The organism is Escherichia sp. MOD1-EC5990, assembly GCF_002965285.1.
In the GTDB taxonomy this organism is placed as follows: Bacteria; Pseudomonadota; Gammaproteobacteria; order Enterobacterales; family Enterobacteriaceae; genus Escherichia; species Escherichia coli_F.
On record NZ_PTRV01000005.1, the window covers coordinates 153852 to 175747 of the forward strand.

Sequence of the window (21896 nt, forward strand, 5' to 3'; positions counted from 1 at the left end):
GAGCTTTTCATTTGTTATATTTAACGCACTAAGTATTAATGGCAAGAATACGAGAGAAGCGCATGCCTGACGTAAAAATCACGCTCTTATGTAATATTTACTCATTAACACTCTGTTTACCCAACATGCGCTCCGCACTACACTATGTGGGCAATTTTTTAAGAGGTGGTAATGAACGATTATAAAATGACGCCAGGTGAGCGGCGCGCGACCTGGGGTTTAGGGACCGTATTTTCATTGCGCATGCTGGGCATGTTTATGGTACTGCCGGTTCTAACTACGTACGGTATGGCACTGCAAGGTGCCAGTGAAGCATTAATCGGTATTGCCATTGGTATTTATGGCCTGACTCAGGCCGTTTTTCAGATTCCGTTTGGCCTGCTCTCAGACCGTATTGGTCGCAAACCATTAATTGTCGGCGGGCTGGCGGTGTTTGCTGCCGGTAGCGTTATCGCTGCGCTTTCCGACTCAATTTGGGGAATTATTCTGGGCCGGGCGTTACAAGGTTCTGGAGCGATTGCCGCTGCCGTTATGGCGCTACTTTCTGATCTCACGCGCGAACAGAACCGTACCAAAGCGATGGCGTTTATCGGCGTGAGTTTTGGTATTACCTTCGCCATTGCGATGGTGCTTGGCCCAATCATCACTCACAAACTTGGGCTGCATGCGCTGTTCTGGATGATCGCTATTCTGGCAACAACCGGCATTGCGTTGACCATTTGGGTGGTGCCCAACAGCAGCACGCACGTACTTAATCGTGAGTCCGGAATGGTGAAAGGCAGTTTCAGCAAAGTGCTGGCAGAACCGCGACTGCTGAAACTCAACTTCGGCATTATGTGTCTGCACATGCTGCTGATGTCGACGTTTGTTGCCCTGCCCGGACAGTTGGCTGATGCGGGGTTCCCGGCGGCTGAGCACTGGAAGGTCTATCTGGCGACGATGTTAATCGCCTTTGGCTCGGTTGTGCCTTTCATTATCTACGCTGAAGTTAAGCGCAAAATGAAGCAAGTCTTTGTCTTCTGCGTCGGGCTGATCGTGGTTGCGGAAATTGTGTTGTGGAACGCACAAACGCAGTTCTGGCAACTGGTGGTCGGCGTGCAGCTTTTCTTTGTGGCGTTTAATTTGATGGAAGCCCTCCTCCCCTCGCTTATCAGTAAAGAGTCGCCAGCCGGTTACAAAGGTACGGCGATGGGCGTTTACTCCACCAGCCAGTTTCTTGGCGTGGCCATTGGCGGTTCGCTGGGTGGCTGGATTGACGGCATGTTTGACGGTCAGGGCGTATTTCTCGCTGGCGCAATGCTGGCCGCAGTGTGGCTGGCAGTCGCCAGTACCATGAAAGAACCGCCGTATGTCAGCAGCTTGCGCATTGAAATCCCATCGGACATTGCCGCAAACGAGACGTTAAAAGTGCGTTTGATGGAAACTGCGGGTGTCAAAGAAGTGTTGATTGCAGAAGAAGAACATTCAGCTTATGTGAAAATCGACAGCAAAGTGACGAATCGCTTTGAGGTTGAACAGGCAATTCGTCAGGCATAAAAAACGAGGCGAATTGCCTGTTGCGCTACGCTTTTCAGGCCTACAAAGTTCCTGAGTGACAAATCTTTGTAGGCCGAATCAGGCGTTCATGCCGCATCTGACATGAACAAAGCGCAGGTTGTCGCGATTAATCGCGGAAGTTTTTGAACTGGAACGGCTGACCCAGATCGCCACCACGTACCATCGCCATGACAGCCTGCAAATCATCACGAGATTTGCCCGTCACACGGATCTCATCGCCCTGAATTTGCGCCTGCACTTTCAGTTTGCTGTCTTTGATCATCTTGACGATTTTCTTCTGGGTCGCGCTTTCAATGCCCTGTTTCAGTTTTGCTTCCACAAACCAGGTTTTACCGCTATGAACGATATTTTCCGGTACATCCAGCGAACTGCCTTCAATGCCGCGCTTCAGCAGCTTGGCACGCAGAATATCCAGCAACTGATTGACCTGGAAGTCGGACTCGCTCAACACTTTGATGGTTTTGCTGGCGTCGTTCAGCTCAAATGAGGCTTCAACGTTACGGAAGTCAAAACGGGACTCCACTTCGCGGCTCGCGTTATCGACCGCGTTTCGTGCTTCCTGAAGATCAACTTCAGAGACAATATCGAAAGATGGCATCTTTTCCTCTCCCTTCATTTTTGATGCGAAGCATAATACCTGCAAAGTTAAATAACCGACAGTCCTGCACCAGGACGTATCCCTTAATTGTGCATAGTCGCAACAGCATGCACAATTAAGGGATAGCCTTATTGAACACCCGGAGTGGTTGCGGGTGAGGAGGAACAATGAAAATTACCGTATTGGGATGCGGTGCCTTAGGGCAATTATGGCTTACAGCACTTTGCAAACAGGGTCACGACGTTCAGGGCTGGCTGCGCGTACCGCAACCTTATTGTAGCGTGAATCTGGTTGAAACCGACGGTTCGATATTTAATGAGTCTCTGACCGCCAACGATCCCGATTTTCTCGCCACCAGCGATCTGCTCCTGGTGACGCTGAAAGCATGGCAGGTTTCCGATGCCGTCAAAAGCCTCGCGTCTACACTGCCTGTAACCACGCCAATACTGTTAATTCACAACGGCATGGGCACCATCGAAGAGTTGCAAAACATTCAGCAGCCGTTACTGATGGGCACCACCACTCATGCCGCCCGCCGAGACGGCAATGTCATTATTCATGTGGCAAATGGTATTACGCATATTGGCCCGGCACGGCAACAGGATGGCGATTACAGTTATCTGGCGGATATTTTGCAAACCGTATTACCTGATGTCGCATGGCATAACAATATCCGCGCCGAGCTGTGGCGTAAGCTGGCGGTCAACTGTGTAATTAATCCACTGACCGCTATCTGGAATTGCCCGAATGGTGAATTACGACATCATCCGCAAGACATTATGCAGATATGCGAAGAAGTCGCGGCAGTGATCGAACGCGAAGGGCATCATACTTCAGCGGAAGATTTGCGTGATTATGTTATGCAGGTGATTGATGCAACAGCGGAAAACATTTCGTCGATGTTGCAGGATATCCGCGCGCTGCGCCACACCGAAATCGACTATATCACTGGTTTTCTCTTACGCCGCGCTCGCGCGCATGGGATTGCCGTACCGGAAAACACCCGCCTGTTTGAAATGGTAAAAAGAAAGGAGAGTGAATATGAGCGCATCGGCACTGGTTTGCCTCGCCCCTGGTAGTGAAGAGACTGAAGCCGTCACCACTATCGATCTCTTGGTTCGCGGCGGTATCAACGTCACCACTGCCAGCGTCGCCAGCGATGGTAATCTTGCGATTACCTGCTCACGCGGCGTGAAGCTGCTGGCGGATGCGCCGCTGGTCGAAGTAGCTGATGGCGAATATGACGTGATCGTGCTGCCTGGTGGCATTAAAGGCGCGGAGTGTTTTCGTGATAGCACCCTGCTGGTTGAAACCGTGAAACAGTTCCACCGTTCCGGGCGTATCGTCGCGGCTATTTGCGCCGCACCAGCCACCGTGCTGGTGCCTCATGATATCTTCCCGATTGGCAATATGACCGGCTTCCCGACGTTGAAAGACAAAATTCCCGCTGAACAATGGCAGGACAAGCGCGTCGTCTGGGATGCTCGGGTAAAATTGCTGACCAGTCAGGGGCCAGGTACGGCTATTGATTTTGGTCTGAAAATTATCGACCTGTTGGTTGGGCGTGAAAAAGCCCATGAAGTGGCATCACAACTGGTGATGGCGGCAGGGATTTATAATTATTACGAGTAGTGTCGGATGCAGTAAACGTCGCATCTGACCAGATGCGACGTAAAAACCACAAATTACGGACGATACACCTTCACATTGTTAAAGCCCTGCTCGCGTAGATAGAGCGCCTGCAGGCGGCTCATCACCCCGCGCTCACACCACAACAGCCAGGTTTTGTTCTGGTCGAGATCGCCAAATTTGGTGCTCAGTTTATAGAACGGCAGAGAAACCACGTCGATACCTTCAACTTTCAGCGGCTTATCTTCTTGTTCATCAACAGAACGGATATCGAGGATCACGTCGTTCGGGCCGAAGCCGTTGACGGTTTCCACTTCCACCACTTCCTGCTCGGTCTGCTGAGCGATTTCGCGGATATCAACGTTATTCGCTTCCTCAACCACTTTATCGAGAATGCTGAAGTCGAACTTCTCTTCTTCCGCTTCAATCTTCGACTTAACCGCTTTCACGGTCGGGCTTTTGGAGATAACACCGCAGTATTCCGGCATGGTGCGGGCAAAATCTTCGGTGCCAATCTGGCGAGCCTGGTTGATGATGTGCTCTTTGTCGTAAGAGATCAGCGGACGCAGGATCAGCGTATCGGAGACGTTATCAATCAGGCGCAGGTTGGTTAGCGTCTGGCTGGACACCTGTCCCAGCGCTTCGCCGGTGACGAGCGCCTGTACGCCGTAACGTTCAGCCACTTTAGACGCGGCACGCACCATCATACGTTTGAGGATTACGCCCATCTGACCGTCGTCGATTTTCTCGAGAATTTCACCGACGACCGGCTCAAAGTTAATGGCGACAAAACGCACGCGGTGGGAGCTACCAAAACGGTTCCACAGATAATGCGCCACCTGACGAACACCAATTTCATGCGCCGCGCCGCCGAGATTAAAGAAGCAGTAATGCACGCGGCAGCCGCGACGCATCAACATATAGCTGGAAACTCCGGAGTCGAAACCACCGGAAATAAGCGACAGTACATCTTCCTGGGTGCCGATTGGGAAACCGCCAATGCCTTCGTAGCGGCCTTTGATCAGCAGGAGACGATCGTCTTCAACTTCCAGATGGACAGTCACATCCGGATTGGTCAGCTTCACGCGCGCGGATTCAATATGCTGATTTAAACCGCCGCCGACGTAACGTTCCACATCAATCGAGCTAAACTCATGCTTACCACGGCGCTTCACGCGTACGCAGAAGGTTTTACCTTCCAGCTGCTCGCGATACTGAACCAACGCTTTCTCGAAAATATCGTGCATGTCGGTAAACGGCACGTCTTCGACTTCGAGAATATGGTGGATACCCGGAATACGGGTCAGGGCGTCGCGAATAGCCAGACGCTGGTTTTCATCTTTTGCGCGAACTTCGATGTTATCCCAGTGGCGGACGACAGCGAGCGTCTCATCATAGTGCTTTAAAACGTTACGAATGTTCCCGGTAAGGATTTTTATAAAGCGCAAGCGCACAGATTGGCTTTTGATGGTGATTTCCGGGAACAATTTAATGATAAACTTCATGGCGGCAATGGTTCGTTGGCAAGTCTTAAGCGACTTGTATAGGGAAAAATACAGCAGCCCACACCTGCGGCTGCATCCAGGCGCGGAAGTATACCACTAACATCGCTTTGCTGCGCACATCACCTTACCATTGCGCGTTATTTGCTATTTGCCCTGAGTCCGTTACCATGACGGGGCGAAAAATATTGAGAGTCAGACATTCATTATGCCGAAGAAAAATGAGGCGCCCGCCAGCTTTGAAAAGGCGCTGAGCGAGCTGGAACAGATTGTAACCCGTCTGGAAAGTGGCGACCTGCCGCTGGAAGAGGCGCTGAACGAGTTCGAACGTGGCGTGCAGCTGGCACGTCAGGGGCAGGCCAAATTACAACAAGCCGAACAGCGCGTACAAATTCTGCTGTCTGACAATAAAGACGCCTCTTTAACTCCTTTTACACCGGACAATGAGTAATGGACTTTCCGCAGCAACTCGAAGCCTGCGTTAAGCAGGCCAACCAGGCGCTGAGCCGTTTTATTGCCCCTCTGCCCTTTCAGAACACTCCCGTGGTCGAAACCATGCAGTATGGCGCATTATTAGGTGGTAAGCGCCTGCGACCGTTCCTGGTTTATGCCACCGGCCATATGTTCGGCGTTAGCACAAACACGCTGGACGCACCCGCTGCCGCCGTGGAGTGTATCCACGCGTATTCATTAATTCATGATGATTTACCGGCAATGGATGATGACGATCTGCGTCGCGGTTTGCCGACCTGCCATGTGAAGTTTGGCGAAGCAAACGCGATTCTCGCTGGCGACGCTTTACAAACGCTGGCGTTCTCGATTTTAAGTGATGCCGATATGCCGGAAGTGTCGGATCGCGACAGAATTTCGATGATTTCTGAACTGGCGAGCGCCAGCGGTATTGGCGGAATGTGCGGTGGTCAGGCATTAGATTTAGATGCGGAAGGCAAACACGTACCTCTGGACGCACTCGAGCGTATTCATCGCCATAAAACCGGCGCATTAATTCGCGCCGCCGTTCGTCTTGGTGCATTAAGCGCCGGAGATAAAGGACGTCGTGCTCTGCCAATTCTCGACAAATACGCAGAGAGCATCGGCCTTGCCTTCCAGGTTCAGGATGACATCCTGGATGTGGTGGGAGATACTGCAACGTTGGGTAAACGCCAGGGTGCCGACCAGCAACTTGGTAAAAGTACCTACCCTGCACTTCTGGGTCTTGAGCAAGCCCGGAAGAAAGCCCAGGATCTGATCGACGATGCCCGCCAGTCGCTAAAACAACTGGCTGAACAGTCACTCGATACCTCGGCACTGGAAGCGCTAGCGGACTACATCATCCAGCGTAATAAATAAACAATAAGTATTAATAGGCCCCTGATGAGTTTTGATATTGCCAAATACCCGACCCTGGCACTGGTCGACTCCACCCAGGAGTTACGACTGTTGCCAAAAGAGAGTTTACCGAAACTCTGCGACGAACTGCGCCGCTATTTACTCGACAGCGTGAGCCGTTCCAGCGGGCACTTCGCCTCCGGGCTGGGCACGGTCGAGCTGACCGTAGCGCTGCACTACGTCTATAACACCCCGTTTGACCAATTGATTTGGGATGTGGGGCATCAGGCTTATCCGCATAAAATTTTGACCGGACGCCGCGACAAAATAGGCACCATCCGTCAAAAAGGCGGCCTGCACCCGTTCCCGTGGCGCGGCGAAAGTGAATATGACGTGTTAAGCGTCGGGCATTCATCAACCTCTATCAGTGCCGGAATTGGTATTGCGGTTGCTGCCGAGAAAGAAGGCAAAAATCGCCGCACCGTCTGTGTTATAGGCGATGGCGCGATTACTGCTGGCATGGCGTTTGAAGCGATGAATCACGCGGGCGACATCCGCCCGGACATGCTGGTTATTCTCAACGACAACGAAATGTCGATTTCCGAAAATGTTGGCGCGCTCAACAACCATCTGGCGCAGCTGCTTTCCGGCAAGCTTTACTCTTCACTGCGCGAGGGCGGGAAAAAAGTATTCTCCGGCGTTCCGCCCATTAAAGAGCTGCTCAAACGTACCGAAGAACATATTAAAGGCATGGTAGTACCAGGCACGCTGTTTGAAGAGCTGGGCTTTAACTACATCGGCCCGGTTGACGGTCACGATGTGCTGGGGCTTATCACCACGCTTAAGAACATGCGCGACCTGAAAGGCCCGCAGTTCCTGCATATCATGACCAAAAAAGGTCGTGGTTACGAACCGGCAGAAAAAGATCCAATCACCTTCCACGCCGTGCCTAAATTTGACCCCTCCAGCGGTTGCCTGCCGAAAAGCAGCGGCGGCCTGCCGAGCTATTCAAAAATCTTTGGCGACTGGTTGTGCGAAACCGCAGCAAAAGACAACAAGCTGATGGCGATTACCCCGGCGATGCGTGAAGGCTCCGGTATGGTCGAGTTTTCACGTAAATTCCCGGATCGCTACTTCGACGTGGCAATCGCCGAGCAACACGCTGTGACCTTTGCTGCGGGTCTGGCGATTGGTGGCTACAAACCCATTGTCGCGATCTACTCCACTTTCCTGCAACGCGCCTATGATCAGGTGCTACATGACGTGGCGATACAAAAACTCCCGGTTCTGTTCGCCATTGACCGCGCGGGCATTGTTGGTGCTGACGGTCAAACCCACCAGGGCGCTTTTGATCTCTCTTACCTACGCTGCATTCCGGAAATGGTCATTATGACCCCGAGCGATGAAAACGAATGTCGCCAGATGCTCTATACCGGCTATCACTATAACGATGGCCCGTCAGCGGTGCGCTACCCTCGCGGCAACGCTGTAGGCGTAGAACTGACGCCGCTGGAAAAGCTCCCGATTGGCAAAGGCATTGTGAAGCGTCGTGGCGAGAAACTGACGATTCTCAACTTTGGTACGCTGATGCCGGAAGCAGCGAAAGTCGCAGAATCGCTGAACGCTACGCTGGTCGATATGCGTTTTGTGAAGCCGCTTGATGAAGCGTTAATTCTGGAAATGGCTGCCAGCCACGAGGCGCTGATCACCATTGAAGAAAACGCCATTATGGGCGGTGCAGGCAGCGGCGTGAACGAAGTGCTGATGGCCCATCGTAAACCAGTACCCGTGCTGAACATTGGCCTGCCGGACTTCTTTATTCCACAAGGAACACAGGAAGAAATGCGCGCCGAACTCGGCCTCGATGCCGCCGGTATGGAAGCCAAAATCAAAGCCTGGCTGGCATAATCCCTACTCCACTCCTGCTATGCTTAAGAAATTATTCATAGACTCTAAATAATTCGAGTTGCAGGAAGGCGGCAAACGAGTGAAGCCCCAGGAGCTTACATAAGTAAGTGACTGGGGTGAACGAATGCAGCCGCAGCACATGCAACTTGAAGTATGACGAGTATGGCAGGAGTGGCAGCATGCAATACAACCCCTTAGGAAAAACCGACCTTCGCATTTCCCGACTTTGCCTCGGCTGTATGACCTTTGGTGAGCCGGATCGCGGTAATCACGCATGGACACTGCCCGAAGAGAGCAGCCGTCCCATCATTAAACGCGCGCTGGAAGGCGGCATAAATTTCTTTGATACCGCCAATAGTTATTCTGACGGCAGCAGCGAAGAGATCGTCGGTCGTGCACTGCGGGACTTTGCCCGTCGTGAAGACGTGGTCGTTGCAACTAAAGTGTTCCATCGCGTTGGTGATTTGTCGGAAGGATTATCCCGTGCGCAAATTTTGCGCTCTATTGACGACAGCTTGCGACGTCTCGGCATGGATTATGTCGATATCCTGCAAATTCATCGCTGGGATTACAACACGCCGATCGAAGAGACGCTGGAAGCCCTGAACGACGTGGTAAAAGCCGGGAAAGCGCGTTATATCGGCGCGTCATCCATGCACGCCTCGCAGTTTGCTCAGGCGCTGGAACTGCAAAAACAGCACGGCTGGGCGCAGTTTGTCAGTATGCAGGATCACTACAATCTGATTTATCGCGAAGAAGAGCGTGAAATGCTGCCGCTGTGTTATCAGGAAGGCGTAGCGGTGATTCCGTGGAGTCCGCTGGCGCGGGGACGTCTGACGCGTCCCTGGGGAGAAACCACCGCGCGGCTGGTGTCGGATGAAGTGGGGAAAAATCTCTACCAAGAAAGCGATGAAAATGACGCGCAGATTGCAGAACGCTTAACGGGCGTCAGTGAAGAACTGGGGGCAACGCGAGCACAAGTCGCGCTGGCCTGGTTGTTGAGCAAACCTGGCATTGCCGCACCGATTATCGGTACATCGCGGGAAGAACAACTTGATGAATTGCTGAACGCGGTGGATATCACCTTGAAGCCGGAACAGATTGCTGAACTGGAAACGCCGTATAAACCGCATCCGGTCGTAGGATTTAAATAGGAATCCAGGCCTGATGAGACGTGACAAGCGTCACATCAGGCATCGGTGCACAGCTACGACAGAATACCCAGCGGCCAATGATGACCAATAAAGTACAGGATGCCTGCGGAAATCACCCCGGCGACAATATCATCTATCATGATCCCCATGCCGCCATGCACATTGCGGTCAAACCAGCGGATCGGCCACGGTTTCCACATATCCAGGATACGGAAAATCACAAACCCGGCGGCGACCCACTGCCAGTCATTGGTCGGCAGCGCCATGAGCGTGATCCACATACCAATAAATTCGTCCCAGACAATGCTGCCGTGATCGTGCACGCCCATGTCTTTCGCCGTTTGATGACAAAGATAGACGCCGATACAGATCCCCAGCATGACTACCAGCGAATAGAGCTGCCAGGGCAAAAAGGTCATCAGATACCAGAATGGAATCGCCGCCAGCGACCCCATCGTGCCTGGAACAATTGGGCTTAATCCACTACCAAATCCAACAGCAAGCAGATGCCACGGATTACTCAGCTTAAGGCGACTTTTCGCGACATCTTTATGGCGTGGCAAAATGATCATATCCTTTCCAGTCAAATGTGACAGGTTCGCCGTCACGAATAAAACAAAGCCCTTCGATATCGGCGGTCATTTGCCCAATACAGGTAAACGGTACGCCCAGGTGTCCGAGAGCCACATCCAGCGCGCCACGGTTCAGTTCCGGCACCGTGAAACACAACTCGTAATCTTCACCGCCAGAGAGCGCCCAGCGCAGCGCCTGTTCCGGTTCAACATGGCGAGAAAGCGCATCAGAAAACGGCAGCAATGCCAGGTCAATACGTGCGCCGCAGTCGCTGGCTTTCACGATATGCCCGAGATCGGAAATCAGACCGTCAGAGAGATCGATAGCTGAATTTGCCAGATCGCGCAGTGCCTGTCCCTGTAAAATACGCGGAGATGGACGGAGATGACGTTTGATCAAGTAGTCCGCATCTTTAACATCGGCAACCTGCAAACGGTTTTGCAAAATCGCCAGCCCGGCGGCGCTATCGCCCGGTGTACCGGTCACATAGATCCAGTCACCCGGTTTCGCCCCAGCGCGCGTTAAGGCTCGTCCCATCGGAACAAAGCCGTGGATACCCAGCGTCATTGATAATGGCCCACGCGTGGTATCGCCGCCAATAAGTTGCATATCGTAATAATTGAGAAGATCAAACAAACTGTCGCTGAAGGACTCAAGCCACGCTTCGTCGACGTCCGGTAAGGTTAATGCCAGCGTCAGCCAGGCCGGATCGGCGCCCATCGCGGCCAGATCGCTTAAATTCACTGCCAGAGCTTTATATGCCAAATCCGCAGGATCGATATCAGGGAGGAAATGGTTGCCCGCCACCAGCGTATCAGTGCTGATCGCCAGGGTCTGTTTCTCGGGGATATTGAGAAGTGCGCAATCGTCGCCAATGCCCAGTTCGACATCAAGACGAGAACTTCTTACACGGTCAAAATAACGGGCAATCAGGGAGAACTCGCCACATGCCATACGTTATGCCTCAGCAGGTAAAAAAGAAAAGGCCGGCGATCGCGGAACGGTCTTCCGTGAATCTACCGGCCTGGATATCACTTTTTGTTAGGGCGAATCACAGGTGCTGCTTTATCGAGTACGCCGTTGACGAACTTATGGCTGTCTTCTGCGCCGAACGATTTCGCCAGTTCGATCGCTTCGTTAATGGCCACTTTGTATGGCACATCGCTACGTTTAGACAGCTCGTACAGCGCAATGCGCAGTACTGCTTTTTCTACCTGGCCCAGTTCTTCCAGCAGACGGGACAGGTACGGCTTCATCAGTCCGTCGAGGTATGCGGTGTTAGTCGCCACCCCGGCCAGCAGCTCACGGAAGTACAGGACGTCAACGTCTTTTACATCCTGTTCAGCCAGGAACTGGTATTCAACATCAGCGATGTCGTTCTGGGACAACTGCCAGGAGTAGAGCGCCTGGACGGCACACTCACGAGCGCGGCGACGAGCAGCAGGTTTCACGGATTTCCCCTTACTAATTTCAGGCCTTGATGGCTTTCAATACATTAATCATTTCAAGCGCGGTCAGTGCAGCTTCTGCACCTTTGTTGCCAGCTTTGGTGCCAGCACGTTCGATCGCTTGTTCAATGCTTTCAGTGGTCAGAACACCAAAAGCAACCGGAATTTCGCTGTCCTGGGCAACATGCGCCAGGCCGTTGCTTGCACCACCAGCGACATATTCAAAGTGGGCAGTGCCACCACGAATAACCGTACCCAGCGCAATCACCGCGTCATATTTACCGGTTTTAGCCAGTGCACCCGCCGCCAGCGGCAGCTCATAGGCACCAGGCACCCAAACAACGGTAATGTTTTCATCTTTTACCTGACCGATACGTTTCAGTGCGTCAATTGCACCTTCCAGCAGGCTGTCATTGATAAAGTTGTTGAAACGCGCAATGGTGATGGCGACGCGAGCGTCCGGGGTAGCAACGTTAGCTTCAATAATGTTCATTTTCTTCCTTCGGGTTCGAGTATGGCCCCGCAGGGGGGCGGATTTTAGCATAATATTTCGTGCGCTGCTTCCCTTTCGAGCCGGGAGATCATGCACCCACTAAATGCAGGCAAACATCCGGGCCTACATGACGTATCTCTTTGAATTTAAATTGGGGGGCGTCGGCTAATTTCTCAAGTCCTGGCAGCGTGCATAATCCACGGGCGTCGTTGCCTAATAGTTTAGGTGCGATATAGACAATCAGCTCATCGACTAAGCCCGCCTGTAGCAATGCGCCAGCGAGCGTTGGCCCAGCTTCCACCCAGATGCTATTAATCTGCTGTTTACCCAGTTGCATCATCAATACAACCAGATCCAGATGACCTTTATGCTCTGGAATCAGCAAGGTTCGCACCGTTTCCGGCCACTCACGAGAATCTTCCTGCGTACGCGCGAACCAGGTTTCGCCAGACTGCTGCACAATACGGTGTTCCGGCGTCACGCGATTTTGGCTATCAATCACAATACGTACTGGCTGGCGGAGATTTTGTTGCGGATAGAGCGCCTGAGTTTGTTCATCCAGTTCAGACCAACGCACCGTTAAGGCTGGATCGTCCGCCATGACTGTTGCGCTGCTGGTTAAAATGGCATGACTTTGCGCACGCAGACGTTGTACATCGCGTCGCGCCTGAGGAGACGTGATCCACTGGCTCTCACCGCTCGCCATCGCCGTGCGGCCATCTAGCGACGCGCCAAGTTTTAACTGGATATAAGGAAAGCCGGTGCGCATGCGCTTGAGAAAGCCTTTATTCAATTGCTCGGCTTCACTCATCATCAGGCCGTGGCTGACGTCAATGCCAGCCTGTTGCAAACGATAAAGTCCACGCCCAGCGACCTGCGGGTTAGGATCCTGCATCGCGGCAACCACGCGCGTGACACCCGCAGCAATCAACGCATCGCAACATGGCGGCGTACGACCATGATGACTACAAGGTTCGAGTGTGACATACGCCGTGGCACCTTTGGCTTTTTCGCCAGCCATGCGCAACGCGTGTACCTCGGCATGCGGTTCACCCGCTCGCTGATGGTAACCTTCACCGACGATTTCGCCATCTTTTACAATGACGCACCCGACATTCGGGTTGGGATGAGTGGTAAAACGTCCTCGTTGCGCCAGCTTAAGCGCCCGCGCCATGTAATACTCGTCCTGCACGGCTTAGTCCTCCAGGCGCGCGATCTCTTCGCCAAATTCTTTGATATCTTCGAAACTGCGATAGACAGAGGCAAAACGGATATAGGCGACTTTATCGAGCTTTTTCAATTGCTCCATCACCAAATTGCCAATCATCTTGCTCGGCACTTCACGCTCACCGGTGGCGCGCAGCTGCGATTTAATATGATTGATTGCCATTTCGACGTCATCGGAACTCACCGGACGTTTTTCCAGCGCCCGCAGCATTCCGCTACGTAATTTCTCTTCATTAAACGGTTCACGCACGTCATTGCTTTTTACAACACGTGGCATAACCAGCTCCGCCACTTCAAAGGTGGTGAAACGTTCATTACACACCAGACACTGCCGACGGCGGCGTACGGATGAGCCCTCGCCTACGAGACGAGAGTCAATTACCTTAGTGTCCACGGCGAAACAGAATGGGCAATGCATACGGCGTCCTGACCAGGTGGTTAACAGAAATCTATTTTACCCTGAACTGACGATACAACAAAGGCGCAACGCTTTTGAGATAAAGGATCGATGCTTTCGCTGCTTTTACCCTCTACCATTAGGCTTATTGCGATAAGAAAGGGACGACCTATGAATACAAACGTTTTTCGACTGCTCCTGCTGGGAAGCCTGTTCAGCCTTAGCGCCTGTGTGCAGCAAAGCGAAGTGCGGCAGATGAAACACAGCGTCAGCACACTGAACCAGGAGATGACGCAACTCAATAAAGAAACGGTCAAAATCACTCAGCAAAACAGGCTGAATGCAAAATCCAGCAGTGGGGTTTACCTTCTGCCTGGAGCGAAAACACCAGCAAGACTGGAAAGCCAGATCGGTACTTTACGTATGTCGCTGGTGAATATTACGCCTGATACAGATGGCACCACCCTGACGCTACGTATTCAGGGCGAGTCGAATGATCCCTTGCCCGCATTCAGCGGAACTGTTGAATATGGGCAAATTCAGGGAACAATAGACAACTTTCAGGAAATCAATGTGCAGAATCAATTGATTAACGCCCCCGCCAGCGTCCTCGCCCCCAGCGATGTTGATATTCCGTTACAGTTAAAGGGTATTTCTGTGGATCAGTTAGGCTTTGTACGTATCCACGACATTCAACCTGTTATGCAGTAAACGTATCGCGGGGCGTTTTGTGCGTCCCGCAACATCTTTCCCCGTCATTTTGTTACTCTGCTTACATCACCCAGATTGATAGTAAAAGTTTGCAACAAGGGTGAAAGTCAGTACAATCCCCGCCCGAATGTGTGTAAACGTGAACGCAATCGATTACGTAAATGATAGAACTGTGAAACGAAACATATTTTTGTGAGCAATGATTTTTATAATAGGCTCCTCTGTATACGAAATATTTAGAAACGCAATTTGCGCCTTTTTCACTCCCGCAAGGGATTTTCAAACAGTGGCATACATATGAAAAAAACATTACTGGCAGCCGGTGCGGTACTGGCGCTCTCTTCGTCTTTTACTGTTAACGCAGCTGAAAACGACAAACCGCAGTATCTTTCCGACTGGTGGCACCAGAGCGTTAACGTTGTCGGAAGCTATCACACCCGTTTCGGACCGCAGATCCGCAACGATACCTACCTTGAGTACGAAGCATTCGCTAAAAAAGACTGGTTCGACTTCTATGGGTATGCGGATGCGCCGGTATTCTTCGGCGGTAACTCCGATGCAAAAGGTATCTGGAACCACGGTTCCCCGCTGTTTATGGAAATCGAACCACGTTTCTCCATCGACAAGCTGACCAATACTGACCTTAGCTTTGGTCCGTTCAAAGAGTGGTACTTCGCGAACAACTACATTTACGACATGGGTCGTAATAAAGATGGTCGCCAGAGCACCTGGTACATGGGTCTGGGTACCGATATTGATACTGGCCTGCCGATGAGCCTGTCCATGAACGTGTATGCAAAATACCAGTGGCAGAACTATGGCGCAGCGAACGAAAACGAGTGGGACGGTTACCGTTTCAAAATTAAATACTTTGTGCCGATTACCGATCTGTGGGGTGGTCAGCTGAGCTACATCGGCTTCACCAACTTCGACTGGGGTTCCGATTTAGGGGATGACAGCGGTAACGCAATCAACGGTATTAAGACCCGTACCAATAACTCCATCGCTTCCAGCCATATTCTGGCTCTGAACTACGATCACTGGCACTACTCTGTCGTAGCTCGTTACTGGCACGACGGTGGTCAGTGGAACGACGATGCAGAACTGAACTTCGGCAACGGCAACTTCAACGTTCGCTCTACCGGCTGGGGTGGCTACCTGGTAGTAGGTTACAACTTCTGATGAATGAAATGCCGGATCTTGTATCCGGCATTTCAGATTGTTAACAACGTGCGCTTTGTTCATGCCGGATGCGGCATAAACGCCTTATCCGGCCTACAAAAACACGTAAATTCAATACATTGCTGAGATTACGTAGGCCTGATAAGCGTAGCGCATCAGGCAATTTTGCGTTTGTCATAAAGCTCAAATAACGGATTTTGTATCCGTCATTTTTTTATCACTTCTTCTTATTCATCATCGCTTTTAAATCAGCGAATGGGTTGTACTTCGCTTCACCGATATCTTTCTGCGCATCTTCCCCTGCGATAACCGTCGTACCATACTGATCCGCTTCGGTATATTTCGAATGCTCATGATCGTGGCAATAGAGACACAACAATTCCCAGTTACTGCCATCTTCCGGGTTATTAGTATGGTCGTGATCAATGTGGTGAACAGTAAGTTCACGCAGGTTGGAATAGACAAACTCGCGGGAACAGCGACCGCAGACCCACGGATAGAGTTTTAACGCTTTTTCGCGATAGCCGCTTTCTAACCGCGCATAATTTTTTGGGATGATAGCCATGAGAAGTTACCTGGATGAAATGTAGGGTTAGGCGCAGTTTCCCAAGATGCGAGGGTTTTCGCAATCACCTTACATCAAAAAAAAATCCCGATCTTCTGACCGGGATTTTCAACATCAGCTGAAACTTGATTAAGGCAGAATTGACGGCTGATCCGCCCCTTCTTTCTCCACTTTCTGCTGTAACATGTGTTCGCGCTTCATACCCAGTTTCAGGGCCAGCGCCGATGCTACGTAGATAGAAGATGCAGTACCGATAGTCACACCAATCAGCATGGTCAGCGAGAAGCCTTCCAGTACCGGACCACCGAAGAGGTACAGCATCAGGATAACCATCAAGGTAGTACCGGATGTGATCAAGGTACGGTGCAGCGTCTGGGTCAAGGACACGTTAAAGATTTCGTAAGGCGTACCGCGACGGATCTTGCGGAAGTTTTCACGAATACGGTCCGAGACCACGATACTGTCGTTAAGCGAGTAACCGATGACCGACATCAGTGATGCCACAATAGTCAGGTCAATCTCGATATGGAATAACGACAAAATACCCAACGTAATGATCACGTCGTGCGCCAGCGCAATAACGACCCCTGCAGCCAGTCGCCACTCAAAGCGGAAACCTACATACACGAGGATAGACAGCAGCGCCACCATCAACGCCATCGCACCGGTTTGCGCAAGGTCTGCCCCCACGCTCGGACCAACGAATTCAATACGCTTCACTGCCGCATTCTGATTGGTGGATTCGTTAATCACCTTCAGAACCTGGCTGCCCAGCACCTGACCGCCGGTTTCGCCTTCAGCAGGCGGCATGCGGACCATGATGTCGTGGCTGCTACCAAAGTTTTGCAGCATTGGCTCTTCAAAACCGGCTTTTTGCAATGCATCACGCATTACATCAATTTCAGCGGGTTTTTCGAGCGTAATTTCAATAACCGTACCACCGGTGAAATCCAGCCCCCAGTTAAAGCCGCGTACGCCCATTATGACGATAGCGGCGATCAACAGCAGACCAGAGATGCCAAATGCCCAGTAGTCCCAGCGCATAAAGTCATAGACTTTACGGCCGTGGTTTAGTTGTTCAACAGTATATTCCTGTGCCACATCGCACTCCTCAGATTGACAGCTTCTTGACGCGCTTGCCGCCATATAGCAGGTTTACGATGGCACGCGTACCGACAATCGCGGTAAACATCGACGTCGCCACACCGATACCGGTAGTAATCGCGAACCCTTTAATTGCCCCGGTACCCACTGCGTACAGGATGATGACTTTAATCAGCGTGGTGATGTTCGCATCGAAAATGGAACTGAATGCGCCACGATAACCTTCATCAATTGCCTGTTGAACAGTACGTCCGTTGCTCAACTCTTCTTTAATACGTTCGTTGATCAGTACGTTCGCATCGACCGCTACCGCAAGGGTTAAGACGATACCCGCGATACCTGGCATACTCAGCGTTGCGCCTGGCAACAGCGACATAATGCCGACGATCAAGATCAAGTTGGCAATCAGAGCACTGGTCGCAATCAGACCAAACTTCTTATAGAAGATGATCATAAACAGAATAGAAACCAGCAGACCGGCAAGGCAAGCCTCCAGCCCCTGTTCAATGTTCTGCATACCCAGAGTCGGGCCAATGGTACGTTCTTCAACAATCTGAATTGGCGCGATCAACGCACCGGCACGCAGCAAAAGTGAAAGCTGACGGGCTTCGTTCGGGTTGTTAATACCGGTGATACGGAAGCTGTTACCCAGACGAGACTGGATGTTAGCGATGTTAATCACCTCTTCCTGTTTCACCAGAACCGCACGACCGTTAGCATCTTTCTTACCGCTGTCTTTGTACTCCACAAATAGGGTCGCCATCGGTTTGCCGATGTTGTCCTTGGTGAAGTTAGACATGATGTTGCCACCAGCGCTATCGAGCGAGATGTTAACCTGCGGCTGGTTGTATTCGTCCTGGCTGGAAGTGGAATCAGTGATGTGGTCACCGGTCAGAATTACGCGTTTGTACAGCACAACAGGCTGACCTTCGCGGGTCTGTTTCACTTCAGAGTCGCCCGGTACGCGTCCAGACGCAGCAGCGGCCTGGTCAACGTTGGTATTTACCAGACGGAATTCCAACGTTGCCGTTGCACCCAGAATCTCTTTCGCTCGTGCGGTGTCCTGGATACCAGGCAGCTCAACAACGATACGGTCAGCACCCTGACGCTGAACCACCGGCTCCGCCACGCCAAGCTGGTTTACACGGTTACGCAGTATGTTGATGTTCTGTTGCACCGCGTATTCACGCGCCTCACTCAGACGCGCATCGCTCATTACCGCACGCAGCTGATTGCTGCCCTGGCTACTAATCACCAGGTCCGGATGACGCTTGCTCAGATACGCAATGGCTTCATCACGAGCTTTAGCATCGCGGAAAGTGATGCTCAGGCCGTAGTTGTTTTCTTTACGAACGGTGGTATACGGGATGCCCTTTTCGCGCAGGTCGCTGCGCAGGCTATCGATATTTTGTTCCTGGAGTTTGCCAAGCGCGGTGTCCATATCCACTTCCATCAGGAAGTGAACGCCGCCACGCAGGTCAAGGCCGAGCTTCATCGGCTCAGCGTGAATAGCTGCCAGCCAGCGCGGCGTTGCCGGGGCAAGGTTAAGCGCCACGACGTATTTGTCACCCATAACGCCCATTAATGCTTCACGAGCGCGCAGCTGGGTGTCAGTGGAGTCGAAGCGCGCAAGAATAGCGCCCTCTTCCAGTGCCACAGACTTAGCAGTTATTTTTTCTTCTTGTAACGTTTTCTGGACCTGGATCAGCGTTTGCTCACTGGCGGCGACTCCGCGCGCACCAGTGATCTGAACAGCCGGATCCTCACCAAACAGGTTGGGAAGCGCATACAGCAGACCGATGACAATCACCACGATCAGCATGACGTACTTCCACAAAGGATAACGGTTTAACACGGCAATTCCCTTAGGGAAAAATTTTAATTACAGCGCCTTCATGGTGCCTTTCGGCAGGACGGCAGCTACGAAGTCACGTTTAATAACTACTTCAGTGGTGTCATTCAGTGCGATAGCAATGTAGCCGTTTTCCGCTACTTTGGTTACGCGACCGACCAGGCCACCGTTCGTCAGAACTTCATCACCTTTGGCAATGGAGTCCATCAGCTTTTTGTGTTCTTTGGTGCGCTTCTGCTGTGGACGCAGGATCATGAAATAGAAAATCAGACCGAATACCACCAGCATCAAAATCAAAGACATCGGGCTACCTTGCGCCGGTGCACCCGTTGCCGCTACCGCATCAGAAATAAAAAAGCTCATTAAATTTCCCTCATTATTAATATTAATCAACGTTCAAAGGTGGTACTTCTCGCCCCTGACGCTGGTAAAAATCAGTTACGAAGCTCTCTAATTTACCCTCTTCAATAGCCTTGCGTAAACCCGCCATCAAACGCTGGTAGTAACGAAGGTTATGAATGGTATTGAGTCGCGCGCCTAATATTTCGTTGCAACGGTCGAGATGATGCAAGTAAGCGCGTGAATAATTGCGACAGGTGTAGCAATCACACTCAGGATCGAGCGGGCCAGTATCGCTCTTATACTTCGCATTGCGGATTTTCACCACGCCATCGGTCACGAACAAATGACCATTTCGGGCGTTGCGGGTTGGCATTACGCAGTCAAACATATCGATACCGCGACGTACGCCTTCAACCAGATCTTCCGGTTTACCAACGCCCATCAGGTAACGTGGTTTGTCTGCCGGAATTTGCGGACACACATGCTCCAGAATACGGTGCATATCTGCTTTCGGCTCACCCACAGCCAGACCGCCGACAGCGTAGCCATCAAAACCGATATCTACCAGACCTTTAACAGAAATATCACGTAAATCTTCGTAAACGCTGCCCTGAATGATACCAAACAGCGCATTTTTGTTTCCGAGACTGTCAAAACGCTCACGGCTACGCTTCGCCCAACGCAGAGACATCTCCATCGAGCGTTTTGCGTAATCCCAGTCAGCAGGATACGGCGTACACTCATCAAAGATCATGACGATATCCGAACCAAGATCGTACTGAATCTCCATCGACTTTTCCGGGTCGAGGAAAATCGGATCGCCGTTGATCGGGTTACGGAAGTGAACGCCCTGTTCGGTGATTTTACGAATATCGCCAAGGCTGAAGACCTGGAAGCCGCCGGAGTCGGTAAGAATCGGGCCTTTCCACTGCATAAAATCGTGCAGATCGCCATGCAGTTTCATGATTTCCTGGCCCGGGCGCAGCCACAGGTGGAAGGTGTTACCGAGAATAATTTGTGCGCCAGTGGCTTCAACTTCTTCCGGCGTCATCCCTTTTACGGTGCCGTAGGTGCCAACAGGCATAAAGCAAGGCGTTTCCACTACGCCACGATCAAAGACCAGGCGGCCACGGCGTGCGCGACCGTCGGTGGTGTCCAGTTCAAATTTCATTTTTTCTCCACTACGTCAGAAAAACAGTCCAACGTTTAAACCAGCGCCGCGGAATTACTCCCCGACGCGCTCATTAATTGCCTGCGGATTGTACGTGATAAACATCGCATCACCGTAACTAAAAAAGCGATATTTCTCTTCTACCGCCGCTTTATAGGCGTTCATAGTGTGTTGATAGCCGGCAAATGCCGAAACCAGCATAATCAGCGTCGATTCAGGAAGGTGGAAGTTCGTCACCAGCGCATCGACCACTTTGTACTGGAAGCCCGGATAGATAAAGATTTGGGTATCGTCAAAGAACGGTTCGATGAGATCGTTTTTCGCCGCCTGGGCCGCGCTTTCCAGCGAACGTACCGAGGTGGTGCCAACCGCAATCACCCGATTACCGCGTGCTTTTGCTGCCAGTACCGCGTCTACCACATCCTGCGGCACTTCAGCGTATTCTGAGTGCATGATGTGATCTTCAATGGTGTCGACGCGCACCGGCTGGAAAGTACCCGCACCAACGTGCAGAGTTACGAACGCCATCTCCACGCCTTTGGCGCGCAATTTTTCCAGCAAAGGTTCGTCAAAATGCAGCCCGGCAGTCGGGGCCGCTACCGCGCCCGGTTTTTCACTATAAACTGTTTGATAAAGTTCGCGGTCTGCATCTTCGTCCGGACGGTCGATGTACGGCGGCAGTGGCATGTGGCCGATGCTGTTGAGGATATCCAGTACAGAACGATCATCATTAAATTCGACTTCAAACAGTGCGCCGTGGCGAGCGGTCATTGTTGCGTTGATACTTTCGTCATCGCCCAACAGCAGCTCTGCGCCCGGTTTTGGCGCTTTCGAAGCGCGAATATGCGCAAGAATGCGTTTGTCGTCGAGCATACGCTCAACCAGCACTTCAATCTTGCCGCCGCTGGCTTTACGCCCAAACAGGCGCGCCGGGATCACGCGGGTATTATTAAAAACCAGAAGATCGCCGGGGTTGAGCTTATCGAGTAAATCGGTGAAAGTACCGTGCGTCAGCGCGCCCGTCGGCCCGTCCAGCGACAGTAAACGACAGCTACTGCGTTCAGGCATTGGATAGTGGGCAATCAGGGATTCGGGCAATTCAAAGGAGAAATCGGTAACGCGCATGACACTGACTCAGACTAAAATAAGAGGCG

At 51.8% G+C, this 21896-nt stretch carries 23 protein-coding genes; 9 read left to right on the top strand and 14 right to left on the bottom strand.

What is annotated here, in order from left to right; all coding sequences use genetic code 11:
• The first annotated feature begins 171 nt into the window (after positions 1-171).
• Positions 172-1536: an MFS transporter gene (locus BEB42_RS07935; RefSeq protein ID WP_001000980.1), complete on the top strand. Its 1365-nt coding sequence runs from the start codon at positions 172-174 to the stop codon at positions 1534-1536.
• A 127-nt stretch (positions 1537-1663) separates the two neighbouring features.
• On the opposite strand, the gene yajQ is transcribed toward BEB42_RS07935, so the two are convergent.
• Complete coding sequence (gene yajQ, locus BEB42_RS07940) at positions 1664-2155, bottom strand: nucleotide binding protein YajQ (RefSeq protein WP_001138904.1); 492 nt, start codon at positions 2153-2155, stop codon at positions 1664-1666.
• A 167-nt stretch (positions 2156-2322) separates the two neighbouring features.
• On the opposite strand from yajQ, the gene panE reads away from it, so the two are divergent.
• Together panE and yajL are read left to right on the top strand one after the other, a co-directional pair.
• A complete protein-coding gene (gene panE, locus BEB42_RS07945; RefSeq protein WP_000705835.1) occupies positions 2323-3234 on the top strand; it encodes a 2-dehydropantoate 2-reductase in 912 nt (303 codons plus the stop codon).
• Positions 3197-3787, top strand: a complete 591-nt coding sequence (gene yajL / locus BEB42_RS07950; protein WP_001276329.1) for a protein deglycase YajL — start codon at positions 3197-3199, stop codon at positions 3785-3787. Before panE ends, yajL begins: the two co-directional genes overlap by 38 nt.
• Positions 3788-3840: 53 nt before the next feature.
• On the opposite strand, the gene thiI is transcribed toward yajL, so the two are convergent.
• Complete coding sequence (gene thiI / locus BEB42_RS07955; protein ID WP_105267272.1) at positions 3841-5289, bottom strand: tRNA uracil 4-sulfurtransferase ThiI; 1449 nt, start codon at positions 5287-5289, stop codon at positions 3841-3843.
• Positions 5290-5494: 205 nt separating this feature from the next.
• Between thiI and xseB the strand changes: the two genes are divergently transcribed.
• From xseB to yajO, 4 genes are all read left to right on the top strand, one after another.
• Complete coding sequence (xseB, locus tag BEB42_RS07960) at positions 5495-5737, top strand: exodeoxyribonuclease VII small subunit (RefSeq protein WP_105267273.1); 243 nt, start codon at positions 5495-5497, stop codon at positions 5735-5737.
• Positions 5737-6636 carry a (2E,6E)-farnesyl diphosphate synthase gene (gene ispA / locus BEB42_RS07965; protein ID WP_000347229.1) on the top strand — a complete coding sequence of 300 codons (900 nt, stop codon included), beginning with the start codon at positions 5737-5739 and terminating at the stop codon, positions 6634-6636. Before xseB ends, ispA begins: the two co-directional genes overlap by 1 nt.
• A 24-nt stretch (positions 6637-6660) precedes the next feature.
• On the top strand, positions 6661-8523 hold the full coding sequence (dxs, locus tag BEB42_RS07970; RefSeq protein WP_105267274.1) for a 1-deoxy-D-xylulose-5-phosphate synthase: 1863 nt from the start codon (positions 6661-6663) through the stop codon (positions 8521-8523).
• Between the two features lie 179 nt (positions 8524-8702).
• Positions 8703-9677, top strand: a complete 975-nt coding sequence (gene yajO, locus BEB42_RS07975; RefSeq protein WP_001199778.1) for a 1-deoxyxylulose-5-phosphate synthase YajO — start codon at positions 8703-8705, stop codon at positions 9675-9677.
• Positions 9678-9730: 53 nt separating this feature from the next.
• Here yajO and pgpA read toward each other — a convergent pair whose 3' ends face one another.
• From pgpA to nrdR, 6 genes are all read right to left on the bottom strand, one after another.
• The gene (gene pgpA / locus BEB42_RS07980) at positions 9731-10249 is read right to left on the bottom strand and encodes a phosphatidylglycerophosphatase A (protein ID WP_000584830.1); all 519 of its coding nucleotides are present in this window, start codon (positions 10247-10249) and stop codon (positions 9731-9733) included.
• Complete coding sequence (gene thiL / locus BEB42_RS07985) at positions 10227-11204, bottom strand: thiamine-phosphate kinase (protein ID WP_000742098.1); 978 nt, start codon at positions 11202-11204, stop codon at positions 10227-10229. The genes pgpA and thiL overlap by 23 nt, the downstream gene beginning before the upstream one ends.
• A gap of 77 nt (positions 11205-11281) precedes the next feature.
• Positions 11282-11701: a transcription antitermination factor NusB gene (gene nusB / locus BEB42_RS07990; protein WP_000801125.1), complete on the bottom strand. Its 420-nt coding sequence runs from the start codon at positions 11699-11701 to the stop codon at positions 11282-11284.
• Positions 11702-11720: 19 nt separating this feature from the next.
• On the bottom strand, positions 11721-12191 hold the full coding sequence (gene ribH / locus BEB42_RS07995; RefSeq protein ID WP_001021161.1) for a 6,7-dimethyl-8-ribityllumazine synthase: 471 nt from the start codon (positions 12189-12191) through the stop codon (positions 11721-11723).
• A gap of 88 nt (positions 12192-12279) precedes the next feature.
• Positions 12280-13383 carry a bifunctional diaminohydroxyphosphoribosylaminopyrimidine deaminase/5-amino-6-(5-phosphoribosylamino)uracil reductase RibD gene (ribD, locus tag BEB42_RS08000; RefSeq protein WP_001150481.1) on the bottom strand — a complete coding sequence of 368 codons (1104 nt, stop codon included), beginning with the start codon at positions 13381-13383 and terminating at the stop codon, positions 12280-12282.
• A gap of 3 nt (positions 13384-13386) precedes the next feature.
• Positions 13387-13836: a transcriptional regulator NrdR gene (gene nrdR, locus BEB42_RS08005; RefSeq protein WP_000543535.1), complete on the bottom strand. Its 450-nt coding sequence runs from the start codon at positions 13834-13836 to the stop codon at positions 13387-13389.
• Positions 13837-13986: 150 nt separating this feature from the next.
• Between nrdR and BEB42_RS08010 the strand changes: the two genes are divergently transcribed.
• Together BEB42_RS08010 and tsx are read left to right on the top strand one after the other, a co-directional pair.
• The gene (locus BEB42_RS08010; protein ID WP_001314529.1) at positions 13987-14526 is read left to right on the top strand and encodes a DUF3251 domain-containing protein; all 540 of its coding nucleotides are present in this window, start codon (positions 13987-13989) and stop codon (positions 14524-14526) included.
• A gap of 297 nt (positions 14527-14823) precedes the next feature.
• Positions 14824-15708: a nucleoside-specific channel-forming protein Tsx gene (tsx, locus tag BEB42_RS08015; RefSeq protein ID WP_001295328.1), complete on the top strand. Its 885-nt coding sequence runs from the start codon at positions 14824-14826 to the stop codon at positions 15706-15708.
• A 217-nt stretch (positions 15709-15925) separates the two neighbouring features.
• On the opposite strand, the gene yajD is transcribed toward tsx, so the two are convergent.
• The 6 genes from yajD to queA form a co-directional block, all read right to left on the bottom strand.
• Positions 15926-16273, bottom strand: coding sequence for an HNH nuclease YajD (gene yajD / locus BEB42_RS08020; protein ID WP_000974822.1), 348 nt, complete (start codon positions 16271-16273; stop codon positions 15926-15928).
• 129 nt (positions 16274-16402) lie between these two features.
• A complete protein-coding gene (secF, locus tag BEB42_RS08025; RefSeq protein WP_000046644.1) occupies positions 16403-17374 on the bottom strand; it encodes a protein translocase subunit SecF in 972 nt (323 codons plus the stop codon).
• 10 nt (positions 17375-17384) lie between these two features.
• Positions 17385-19232, bottom strand: coding sequence for a protein translocase subunit SecD (gene secD, locus BEB42_RS08030; RefSeq protein WP_000934822.1), 1848 nt, complete (start codon positions 19230-19232; stop codon positions 17385-17387).
• Between the two features lie 27 nt (positions 19233-19259).
• Entirely contained in the window at positions 19260-19592 is a 333-nt protein-coding gene (yajC, locus tag BEB42_RS08035) for a preprotein translocase subunit YajC (protein WP_000007629.1), read from the bottom strand.
• A gap of 22 nt (positions 19593-19614) precedes the next feature.
• Positions 19615-20742: a tRNA guanosine(34) transglycosylase Tgt gene (tgt, locus tag BEB42_RS08040; RefSeq protein WP_000667319.1), complete on the bottom strand. Its 1128-nt coding sequence runs from the start codon at positions 20740-20742 to the stop codon at positions 19615-19617.
• 54 nt (positions 20743-20796) lie between these two features.
• Entirely contained in the window at positions 20797-21867 is a 1071-nt protein-coding gene (queA, locus tag BEB42_RS08045; RefSeq protein WP_001266492.1) for a tRNA preQ1(34) S-adenosylmethionine ribosyltransferase-isomerase QueA, read from the bottom strand.
• Between the last annotated feature and the right edge of the window lie 29 nt (positions 21868-21896).